This window comes from Candidatus Spongiihabitans sp. (assembly GCF_965247905.1).
GTDB lineage: Bacteria > Pseudomonadota > Gammaproteobacteria > Arenicellales > Poriferihabitantaceae > Spongiihabitans.
Window position 1 is genome coordinate 472,961 of sequence record NZ_OZ252047.1, and the last position, 12,794, is coordinate 485,754.

General features: G+C 59.7%; 2 protein-coding genes (1 of these 2 cut by a window edge). Both read left to right on the forward strand.

Going from position 1 to position 12,794, the window contains the following annotated elements:
- Nucleotides 1-252 carry a hypothetical protein gene (locus ACP158_RS02495; protein WP_424947410.1) on the forward strand — a complete coding sequence of 84 codons (252 nt, stop codon included), beginning with the start codon at nucleotides 1-3 and terminating at the stop codon, nucleotides 250-252.
- Nucleotides 249-12,794, forward strand: partial view of an immunoglobulin-like domain-containing protein gene (locus ACP158_RS02500; protein ID WP_424947411.1) — the 5' end (the start) only. The gene runs 26,490 nt beyond the window's last position; the window shows 12,546 of its 39,036 coding nt (coding positions 1-12,546); the start codon lies at nucleotides 249-251; the stop codon falls past the right edge of the window. The genes ACP158_RS02495 and ACP158_RS02500 overlap by 4 nt, the downstream gene beginning before the upstream one ends.

The window sequence follows — 12,794 nt, forward strand, 5'->3', positions numbered from 1 at the left end:
ATGAAAATACGATTGATAAACGCACTTCACCTTCCCTTTGCGAAGGGGGGTTTGTGGGCGGTGGCAAGTATTTCGCCGCTCATCGGGTTTGATAGCGGTCGGATGTTGCGCGTAGCGTCTCTGTTGCGCCGCACTATGTCGGTGTTGTGCGTGGTTGCGTGCTCCTTGCCTTGGTCAATCCCCCCCCCCCCCCCCCCCCCCCGATTTCGGGCATTGGATGTCGGGTATCGGGCAAATCACGCCCGACAATGACCAGTCGTAGAAGACAGCGTCTGCCGGGGGTGTTATTTGCCGTCGCTCTGGCGTTGCAAGCAGGCATTGCCCAGGCGCAGTTGAACCAAGAACCGACACTGAATCCTGAAGCAGTATCCCTCTCGCCGCCAGAGGACCGCGAGCGCGCCCACGTGGGTGAGCCTTTCTCTCTTACCCTGCCAGAGGCGACTGGGGACATAGCATTCTTTCGCGCGGCTTACACCCTCAGCCCGCTACCGCCAGGGATGAACTTCGACGCAGGTTCTCGCAGGCTATACGGCACACCGACCGAGGTGGGGAGGACCCGATTGACCTACCGGGTAGAGGTTGGGTTTCGCCGTTTACGCTACTACGCCATCACGACTTTCGACCTTGTGGTGCGCTCTGGTGCAAAAGTATCGGCACTGAACATACTCGGCACTGACTCCCACTACACCTGGGGCGAAGTGATTGAGGTGGGGATACTCTTTGCCCGGCCGGTGACGGTGAGGGGCAGTCCGATTCTGGAGTTGAGCCTTGACAGCGGCACCGTCCAGATGAGTCATGCAAATCCTGCTTCTGCAGCGACATCCAGCCTGATTTTCAACTACACCATACGGGCCGGCGATAAAGCCACCGACGGCATCAGCATCTACGCGGAGGCGTTGCGGTTGAATGGCGGCAGTATTACCGACGAGATGGGCAACCCAGCGGATCTTCGCCTGGTGGATTACTATGTCTTCGATGACCCCAGCACGGTGGACGGCCGGTCGCAGGTAACCAACCTAACTTTCACCACCCGTCCGCCCAGCCATATCGACGATGGTATTCCCCGCTCGTATCGGGCGGATGAAGACATAAAAGTGCGGGTGGATTTTGGTGCGCCGGTTACCATAACCGGCTCGCCGAGCCTGCGCCTGCATATCGGCACGCGCCGGGTGAGGGCGCGCTATGACGCCGCAGTGCACAGGGCTAACAACCGATCCGTTGGCTTCATCTATAGCGTGCAACCCGGCGACCTGGACCCGGATGGCATCAGCATTGCCGCCGATGCGCTGGCGTCGCTCGGCACAGACACGATTACCGATGCCGTCGGCAATCCGACCGATGATAGCAGTCTTGCCGAACACGCCATCGGCAACGACCCGGCGCAGACGGTAGACGCCGTCCCGCCGCGGGTTACTGAGGTAAGCATCCTCTCCAGGCCGGCAAATGGCGATACCTATCGAGCGGGCGAGACGATTCAACTGCGCGTGGCTTTCAGTGAAGATTTGTATATATACCCGCCTGCCTTCCAGGCATCACAGCCAATCACTCTGAGTTCGGGCCGGGTCATGGCGGAGGGGATGATCAGCCCTCAGGCTCACCCATATGACCATAATGAATACCACACCATCACCGAAATGGTTTTCCACTACACCGTGCAAGCCGGCGACTATGATGCCGATGGTATCAGTTACTTTGGCACGCCTCAGGGTGGCGGCAATATTTTCTCTTTGGGAAGAGCAAGATACCATGATATAACGACCAACTTTTTGCTTACCGACATCACTGATTTAATCATCACCAACGCTGGGATGCACAAGGTGGACGGCGGCGGACCGCGGGTGACCCACCTGGGCATAGCCTCCAGACCCGACCAGGGCGACACCTATCGGCAAGGCGAAGAGATTAGCGTCACGCTGACTTTTAACCAGCCGCTGGTGGGGGCTCTGGACAATCTGCGTTTGACGCTGAACCTGGATTCGGGGGCGGTGGTCTCGCACAGCACGTCCCCTTCCGTTGCCCATTTTAACCGACTTGTGGGTTTCACCTTCATCGTGCAAGACGGCGACCTGGACGAAGACGGCATCAGCATCGGCGCCGATGCGCTGAGTTTGACCAGCGGCAGCGTCACCAACGCCGGCAACGACAAGATTCCGCTGCTTCTGACCATGGCGGAACACACCGTCACCAATCACCCGGCGCACAAGGTGGATGGCGTGGCGCCGAAGGTGACCCATCTGCGCATCGTCTCCACACCAGCGCAGGGAGCGGTATATCGGTTGGACGAGATGATTCGGGTGCGCCTGACGCTGGATCAGCCGGTCATGCCCGGCGGTTCGCCGATTCTGTCGATGCCTCTGTTGATCGGCGCTGTCCCCCGCACCTTGACCTTCGACAAATTTCGCTTCCCGGCCTTGGCAATAGAACTCGCCTATCAGGTGCAAGGCGGTGACCTGGACGAAGACGGCATCAGCATCGGCGCCGGCGGGTTGAAGGTGACCGGCGGTGGCCTGGCAGATATCGCGGGTAACCCGCTGCGCCTGAGCCTTGAGGGTCTTACCATCACCAATGCGCCGGCGCATCAGGTCGGCGCGGTGCCTCGCTTTATGGATGTCAATCCCGTGCCAGACCAGATCTATACGGTGGGGCAGTCGGTCAGCCTTGCCCTGCCGCAAGCCATTGGCGGTGTCGCCCCCCTGAGTTATGAGTTGCTGGGTAGCCTCCCACCCGGGCTGGTATTTGATGCCGACACCCGCACCCTGTCCGGCACACCGAGCGCGCCCATGGCGGCCACCGAGTTGCAGTGGATGGCAACCGATGCGGTGCCATCGGTTGCGTCCTTGAGATTTCAAATGACGGTAGTCGCCGCGCCGAGTTTTGCTGAGCCACTGCGCTTGAATCTGCGGCAAAGTAAACCGTTGCCGGTAGCACCGGCCGAGCCGATTAAGTTGCCGGCTGCCAGAGATGGCGCACCGCCGATTGTGTATACATTCGAAGGCACTTTGCCGCCCGGGCTGGTATTTAACTCGGGCACCCGCGTCTTGTCCGGCAGGCCCACCGAGGACGGTGTCAGCACCCTGACCTATACCGCAACCGATGCCAACGGCGCATTGGTCTCCGGCGACTTTGTATTCACGGTGGACAGCGATAGACCTCGGGTGACGAGCCTGGGCATAGCCTCCGGAACCGACCCGGGGCACACCTATCGGCAAGGCGAAAAGATTAGCGTCACGCTGCTTTTCAACGATCCACTTGTGGGGGACACAGGCAATCTGCAAATGACGCTGAACCTGGATTCGGGTGCGGTGGTCTCGCAGAGAACGAGCGTTGGCAGTTTTGATGAACGTGGAATTGTGAGTTTCATCTACACCGTGCAAGACGGCGACCTGGACGAAGATGGCATCAGCATCGGCGCCGATGCGCTGAGTTTGACCGGCGGCAGCGTCACCAACCCGGCCGGCAGGCCGCTGATTCTGAGCCTGGCGCAACACACCATCACCAATCACCCGGAGCACAAGGTGGATGCCGCGGCGCCGAAGGTGACCCATCTGCACATCGTCTCCACACCAACTGACGGGGCGGTGTATGGGTTGGGCGAGATGATTCGGGTGCGTTTGACGCTGGATCAGTTGGTCAGGTCCGGCGGTTCGCCGATTCTGTCGCTGCCTTTGTTGATCGGCGATGTCGCCCGCACCTTGACCTTCAACAAATCTCGCTTCCTGGTCGAGGTAATAGAACTCGCCTATCAGGTGCAAATAGGTGACCTGGACGAGGACGGCATCAGCGTCGGTGTCGGCGGGTTGAATGTGACCGGCGGTAGCCTGGCAGATGCCGTGGGTAACCCGTTGCGCCTGAGCCTTGAGGGTCATACCATCACCAATGCGCCGGCGCATCAGGTCGGCGCGGTGCCTCGCTTTATGGGTGTCAATCCCGTGCCAGAGCAGACCTATACGGTCGGGCAGTCGGTCAGCCTTGTCCTGCCGCAAGCCATTGGCGGCGTCGCCCCCCGGCGTTATGAGTTGCTGGGTAGCATCCCGCCCGGGCTGGTATTTGATGCTGACACCCGCACCTTGTCCGGCACGCCGAGCGCGCCCGTGGCGACCACCGAGTTGCAGTTGATGGCAACCGATGCGGTGCCATCGGTTGCGTCCTTGAGATTTCAAATGACCATAGTCGCCGCGCCGAGTTTTGCCGATGCTCGCATTGATGACCAGATTTACACCGCCAGCGCGGCGATTCCCGACCTGACTCTGCCGGAGGCGACCAGTGCCCTTGACCTGACATACAAGTTGACGCCGGCGCCGGCCGGGCTGGCATTTGACCGCGCCACTCGCACCCTGTCCGGCACCCCGACCACGTCGGCAGCGGCGGTTGAGATGGAATGGCGCGCGACTGATAGCAACGGCGTCAGCACCCCCCTGCGTTTTCTGGTGAGCATAGCGCAGCGGCCGACCTTTGGTGATACCAGCATTGCCAACATCGTCCTCACGGCGAACATGCCGCCGATCAATAGATTACTGCCGGCGGCGACCGACGGCGTCGCGCCCCTGACATATACGCTCTATCCTCAAATACCCGCCGGGCTGAGTTTTGACCAACGCACCCGCCGACTAACCGGTGCTCCGACCAGTGCAACAGTAATAGAAATGATATACCTCGCTACAGACTGGAACGGTGCCGTTGTCGATGCCCCCATCACATTCAATCTGCTCGTGGCATCACCCTTGCGGTTTGAGAGTGCCATCCCGGAGCAGACATTTACCGTCGGACGACCGGGGCATCTGACCCTGCCGACCAACACCAGTGGCGGCTACGGCGACAAGCAATACACCCTGAATGAGGACGCGCTGCCGGGTTGGTTGGGTTATGACCGCACCACGCACACGCTAAGCGGTACGCCGCCGGCGGTTGCCGAGGCCATTCCACTGCGCTGGCAGGTGCGTGATGTGAACCGCGCTGTGGATACGCTGGAGTTCAATATCAGCGTAGTGCCGCCGCCGAGTTTTGCCGGTATCCGCGTTGACGACCAGATTTACACCGCCAGCGCGGCGATTCCCGACCTTGCCCTGCCGGTGCCACAGCATGGTGCCATGCCCCTGAGTTATACCCTGCTGCCCGTGCCGGACGGGCTGCAACTGCAACATGAGGTTGATGGAGAAGCCGGCACCCTGTCCGGCACCCCGACCACGCCGGCGGCGGCGACCGAATTGGAATGGAGCGCGACCGATAGCAACGGCGCCAGCGACAGCCTGCGTTTTCAGGTGACCGTGGCGAAGCCGCCGCGATTTGTCGCTGAGGTGGAAGATCTGCTCATCCGAGCGAGCAGATACACTGAGCCCATGATCCTGCCGCTTGCCGAACATGGCCACGGTGATTTGACCTATAACCTGCAAGAGAAGCGAGGCGAGCAGATCCGGAATCTGCCGGAGGATGTGCGCTATGATCCGGCCAGCCGGGAACTGTCAATCTATTTAAGGCTTGGGGTGTATGTCCTGGTCTATACGGCGACCGATGCCAATGGCGCGGTTGCCACCCAGGAATTCACTGTGGAGGCAACCAAGCCGCAATTTCCTGGAAGTTTCAGTGGCCATGTTTTTGACCGGGGGGTGCCCATCACGCCGGTTGTCCTGCCGGCAGCCACTGGCGGCATCGGCGAGGTGACTTACACATTCCAGGGTGCAAGTCATGGAATCAAGTATAACGCCGCCACGCGTAGCCTATACGGCACCCCAACCATTGCCACCGCCGCCGACCTTCGTCAAGCCCGTCTCAGCTATATATATGCCGCGGAAGACGAACTTGGCGGCTCTGACGCCCTGACCGTACTTGTCCGGGTGCGTGAAAATGGTGACTTCCCGCCATATATACCGATGTATTTTGATCCACCGATTGCCGATATACAGTTCATTACTCGTGGCATTGCGTTTGAGCGCGTCTTGCCACAGCCGCAGGGTGGCACTGGCGCAAACCCGGTATTTCAAAACTCCACATCTTATGAAAGCCTGCCGCCGGGCATCCAATTTAATCGGCATACCCGCCGTCTATACGGCACCGCGGAGCAGGTCACCACCGGACAAGGTTACTCCTTCAGATACACCGTTATTGATGTCGGTGCCCGCGAGACGATTAGTGAGCGTTTGAGAATCAGGGTAGTGCAGCCACCGAGTTTTGCTGAGCCACTGCGCCTGAGTCTGCGGCAAAATGAACTGTTGCCGATAGCGCCTATCGGGCCGATTAAGTTGCCGGCGGCCAGAGATGGCGCACCACCACTTGTGTATACATTGGCAGGCGACCTGCCGCCCGGGCTGGCATTTGACCCGGGCAGCCGCGCTCTGTCCGGCAGGCCAACCGAGCTCGGTGACAGCACCCTGACCTATACCGCAACCGATGCCAACGGCGCATCTGTCTCCGGCGACTTTGTGTTCACGGTGGTGGATGCCGTCCGACCAGAGGTGACCGGCGTGTCGATTATTTCCACGCCGAACCAGGGCGACACCTACCTCCTGGGCGAACAAATCAGGATGCGCCTGGACTTTAGCGAGCCGGTTTTTGCCACAGTTTCGCCGAAACCGATACCGTCATTAGATCTGCGAATTGGCACCAAAACTATTTTCATGAGATTTCCTTTTCCGGCTGATAGCAATGAGCCGGTGATGTCGTTGGAAGGAAGTTACCCGGTGCAAGCCGGCGACCTGGACGAAGACGGCATCAGTAGCATACGTGATTTGGCCCTGGCCGGAATGCGTGCTGACCTCACCGATGCCGCCGGTAACCCGCTACTGCTGAGTGTCGCCGCCAACCCCGATGATCCGCAGCACAAAGTGGATGGCGTGGTGCCGAAGGTGAGTTTTGTGTTGGTTACTCCGCAGCCAGCCAACCACAATACCTACGCATTGGGCGAAGAAATTGAAGTGGTGCTGGCTTTTGATAGTCACTTTCCCGTGCTTCAGGGGCAGTTATCCATGCAGTTGACGCTGGAGTCCGGCCCGGTCACCGCACGAAATTCAAGGAAACACGGCCTCACTGGCCACGGTCTTGCCCTGGATTTCAGTTATGTCGTGCAATCCGGCGACCTGGATAAAAATGGCTTCAGCCTGGGTGCCAATGCATTGATGCTGGTGCCGGGGGAGAACGTCACCGATGCTTCGGGCAATCCGGTGAATTTAAGTCTGGCGGATTTCGCGTTCACTGATGACCCGGCATACCAGGTGGATGGCGTGGGACCGCAGGTGACGGCTGTGACCATCACCTCCACACCAGAAGTCTTCGAGTATTACCGTAGCGGCGAGCGGATTACCGTGCGGGTGGAGTTCGACGAGCCGGTGACCATTATTGATGATGCGCCGGTGCTGTGGATGTCTTTGGGCGATGAACCTCGCCGAGTGGCGATGGAGTATGCGGCGGTGCAACCCGATGACACTTCCCTGTTGTTCGGTTACACCGTGCAAGCCGGCGATGAGGACAATAACGGCATCAGCATTGGTGCGAATGCGCTGGAGGTGACGAGCGGCAGGGTCACCGATATTATCGGCAACCCGGCCGACCTGAGCCTGAGCGCGCAGGCCATTAGCAATGACCCGCTGCACAAGGTGGATGGCGTGGGTCCGCGGGTGACGAGTATGCGTATTCTTTCCCCCGCGTCTGACAACCCCGACCCCAGCACCTTCAAGTTGGGCGAGTATATTCGCGTTCTGGTGAGTTTAGACTCTGATCCCCATGGGGATGCCACGGCTCTGCGTTTGGTGCTGGGCATGGAGAGCGGTGAGGTAATCTTGCCGGGCAGGGTATCGCTCAACACACCGCGCCAAATCTTATTCCGACATACCGTACAACTCGGCGACCTGGATAAAAACGGTGTCAGCATCGGTGCCGATGCGCTGAGTGTGGCGGATGGCGGCAGTGTTACCGATGACCTGGGTAATCCGGTGGATTTAAGTCTGGCGCATGTCGCGATCACTGATGAGCCGACGCGCAAGGTGGATGGCGTGCCGCCGGATATTGTTGTGCCGGCGGCTCAGACCTTTGAGTCCACGGCTACCTTGACGCCGCTGACTGCTGACGACCACTACGGCATGGCTACTTCCAGCGATGGCACGGCGATTATCGATAGTAATGCACCCGAGACTTTTCCGCTGGGTTTGACCATCATCACCTGGACCGCGACCGATCCAGCGGGTAATGCAGTGAGTGCGACCCAGGTGGTCACGCTTGAGGACACCACCGCGCCGGACATCACTGCACCTGATCCCTATACCACCGAAGCCACGGCCGAGCAGACCCCACTGGGCCGGGCTGAATATGGCACCGCTACTTCCCCCGATGGCACGGCGATTATTACCGACAACGCGCCCGAAACCTTCCCGCTGGGCACCACAGTCATCACCTGGACCGCCACCGATGCTTCGGATAACAAACTCACCGCCACCCAAGTGATCACGGTTGAGGACACCACCGCGCCGGTGATTACCCTGCTCAAGGACACCCCAGCCGACAACACGGTTGAACTCGGCGGCAGTTATACCGACCACGGTGCCACCGCGACCGACCTGGTGGATGATGACACCGAACTCACCGACAGGATTGAGATTGCCGGCACAGTGGACACGAGCGCGGTCGGGCAATACACCGTCACCTACGATGTCTCCGATGCTCAGGGCAACCCGGCCGCTACCGTGACCCGCACGGTCAGGGTCACCGACACCACCGCGCCGGCCATTACCGCACCAAACGACCAGACCTTTGAGGCGACTGCTACCCTGACTCCTCTCAACCGCTCCGATTACGGCCCCGCCACTTCCCCCGATGGCACGGCGATTATTACCGACAACGCACCCAAGACCTTCCCGCTGGGTGATACCACCATCACCTGGACCGCAACCGATGCTTCGGATAACAAACTCACCGCTACCCAGGTGATCACGGTTGAGGACACCACCGCGCCGGTGATTACCCTGCTCAAGGACACCACCGCCGACAACACGGTTGAACTCGGCGGCAGTTATACCGACCACGGTGCCACCGCGACCGACCTGGTGGATGATGACACCGAACTCACCGACAGGATTAACATTGCCGGCACAGTGGACGCGAGCGCAGTCGGAACATACACCGTCACCTACGATGTCTCCGATGCTCAGGGCAACCCGGCCGCTACCGTGACCCGCACCGTCAGGGTCACCGACACCACCGCGCCGATGATTACCGCGCCGGCGGATGTATCCAAAGAAGCCACCGGACCGACAACGCCAGTCACCGTGGGTCAAGCAACCGCGACTGACCTGGCCGCCGATTCGGTGACCATCACCCGCAATCCAGCGGACAATGAGTTTGCCGTAGGTGTCCACATCATCACTTGGAAGGCAACTGATGCTTCAGGTAATGAAGAGACTGCCGAGCAGACCATCACCATCACCGATAAGACCGCGCCGGTGATTACCCTGATCAAGGACACCACCGCCGACAACACAGTTGAACTCGGCACGACTTATACCGAACACCGGGCCACCGCCACCGACCTGGTGGATGATGACACCGAACTCACCAGCAGGATTGACATTGCCGGCACAGTGGACACGAACGTGGTCGGGGAATACACCGTCACCTACGATGTAACCGATGCCCAGAACAACGCCGCCGAGCAGAAGACCCGCACGGTCAGGGTCATCGACACCGGCAAGCCGATTATCACCCTGACTGGTGATAATCCGCAGACCATCCATTTCGGCATGGCTTACACCGAACACGGCGCCACCGCCACCGATGCGGTGGATGGCGACCTCACCGGCAGCATTGTCATTGACAGTAGTGCAGTGAACACGAACGCGGTCGGGCAATACACCGTCGCCTACAATGTAACCGACGCCGCCGGCAACGCCGCCGATACCGTGACGCGCACAGTCAGGGTCATCGACGCCGGCAAGCCGATTATCACCCTGACCGGTGATAATCCGCAGACCATCCATTTCGGCATGGCTTACACCGAACACGGCGCCACCGCCACCGACCTGGTGGATGGCGACCTCACCGGCAGCATTGTCATTGACAGTAGTGCAGTGAACACCGACCGAGTCGGGGATTACTCGGTCACCTACGATGTAACCGACACCGCCGGTAACGCCGCCGAGCAGAAGACCCGCACGGTCAGGGTCATCGACGCCGGCAAGCCGGTGATCACCCTGACCGGCGCCAATCCGCAGACTATCGAGTTTGGCGAGGGGTATACCGAACTGAATGCAACCGCCACCGATCTGGTGGATGGCGACCTCACCGGCAGCATTGTCATTGACAGCAGCGCGGTGAACACCGACCGAGTCGGGGATTACTCGGTCACTTACGATGTAACCGACACCGCCGGTAACGCCGCCGAGCAGAAGACCCGCACGGTCAGGGTCATCGACACCGGCAAGCCGATTATCACCCTGACTGGTGATAATCCGCAGACTATCGAGTTTGGCGAGGGCTATACCGAACTGAATGCAACGGCTACCGATGCGGTGGATGGCGACCTCACCGGCAACATTGTCATTGATGCGAACAACGTGGACACGAGCACGGTCGGGACCTACACGGTCACCTACAATGCAGCCGACACCGCCGGTAACGCCGCCGAGCAGAAGACCCGCACGGTCAGGGTCATCGACACCGGCAAGCCGATTATCACCCTGACTGGTGATAATCCGCAGACTATCGAGTTTGGCGAGGGGTATACCGAACTGAATGCAACCGCCACCGACCTGGTGGATGGCGACCTCACCGGCAACATTGTCATTGACAGTAGTGCAGTGAACACCGACCGAGTCGGGGATTACTCGGTCACCTACAATGTAACCGACACCGCCGGTAACGCCGCCGAGCAGAAGACCCGCACGGTCAGGGTCATCGACACCGGCAAGCCGATTATCACCCTGACCGGTGATAATCCGCAGACCATCGAGTTTGGCGAGGGGTATACCGAACTGAATGCAACGGCCACCGACCTGGTGGATGATGACACCGAACTCACCGGCAGGATTGTCATTGACAGCAGCGCAGTGAACACCGACCGGGTCGGGGATTACTCGGTCACCTACGAGGTAACCGACACCGCCGGTAACGCCGCCGAGCAGAAGACCCGCACGGTCAGGGTCATCGACACCGGCAAGCCGATTATCACCCTGACCGGTGATAATCCGCAGACCATCCATTTCGGCATGGCTTACACCGAACTGAATGCAACGGCCACCGATGCGGTGGATGGCGAACTCACCGGCAACATTGTCATTGACAGCAGCGCAGTGAACACCGACCGAGTCGGAGATTACACGGTCACCTACGATGTAACCGACACCGCCGGTAACGCCGCCGAGCAGAAGACCCGCACGGTCAGGGTCATCGACACCGGCAAGCCGATTATCACCCTGACTGGTGATAATCCGCAGACCATCCATTTCGGCATGGCTTACACCGAACTGAATGCAACGGCTACCGATGCGGTGGATGGCGACCTCACCGGCAACATTGTCATTGATTCGACCAACGTGGTCATCAATCAGGTCGGCGCCTACGAAGTCACCTACAATGTAACCGACACCGCCGGCAACGCCGCCGATACCGTGACGCGCACGGTCAGGGTCATCGACGCCGGCAAGCCGGTGATCACCCTGACCGGCGCCAATCCGCAGACCATCGAGTTTGGCGAGGGGTACGCCGAACTGAATGCCACCGCTACCGATCTGGTGGATGGCGACCTCACCGGCAGCATTGTCATTGACAGTAGTGCAGTGAACACCGACCGAGTCGGGGATTACTCGGTCACCTACGATGTAACCGACACCGCCGGTAACGCCGCCGAGCAGAAGACCCGCACGGTCAGGGTCATCGACACCGGCAAGCCGGTGATCACCCTGACCGGCGCTAATCCGCAGACCATCCATTTCGGCATGGTTTACACCGAACACGGCGCCACCGCCACCGATCTGGTGGATGGCGACCTCACCGGCAACATTGTCATTGATGCGAACAACGTGGACACGAGCACGGTCGGAACCTACACGGTCACCTACGAGGTAACCGACACCGCCGGTAACGCCGCCGAGCAGAAGACCCGCACGGTCAGGGTCATCGACACCGGCAAGCCGATTATCACCCTGACCGGTGATAATCCGCAGACCATCCATTTCGGCATGGCTTACACCGAACTGAATGCAACGGCGACCGATGCGGTGGATGGCGAACTCACCGACAACATTGTCATTGACAGTAGTGCAGTGAACACCGACCGAGTCGGGGATTACTCGGTCACTTACGATGTAACCGACACCGCCGGTAACGCCGCCGAGCAGAAGACCCGCACGGTCAGGGTCATCGACACCGGCAAGCCGATTATCACCCTGACCGGTGATAATCCGCAGACCATCCATTTCGGCATGGCTTACACCGAACTGAATGCAACGGCGACCGATGCGGTGGATGGCGAACTCACCGACAACATTGTCATTGACAGTAGTGCAGTGAACACCGACCGAGTCGGGGATTACTCGGTCACTTACGATGTAACCGACACCGCCGGTAACGCCGCCGAGCAGAAGACCCGCACGGTCAGGGTCATCGACACCGGCAAGCCGATTATCACCCTGACCGGTGATAATCCGCAGACTATCGAGTTTGGCGAGGGGTACACCGAACTGAATGCAACGGCGACCGATCGGGTGGATGGCGACCTCACCGGCAACATTGTCATTGACAGTAGTGCAGTGAACATCAACCGAGTCGGGGATTACTCGGTCACTTACGAGGTAACCGACACCGCCGGTAACGCC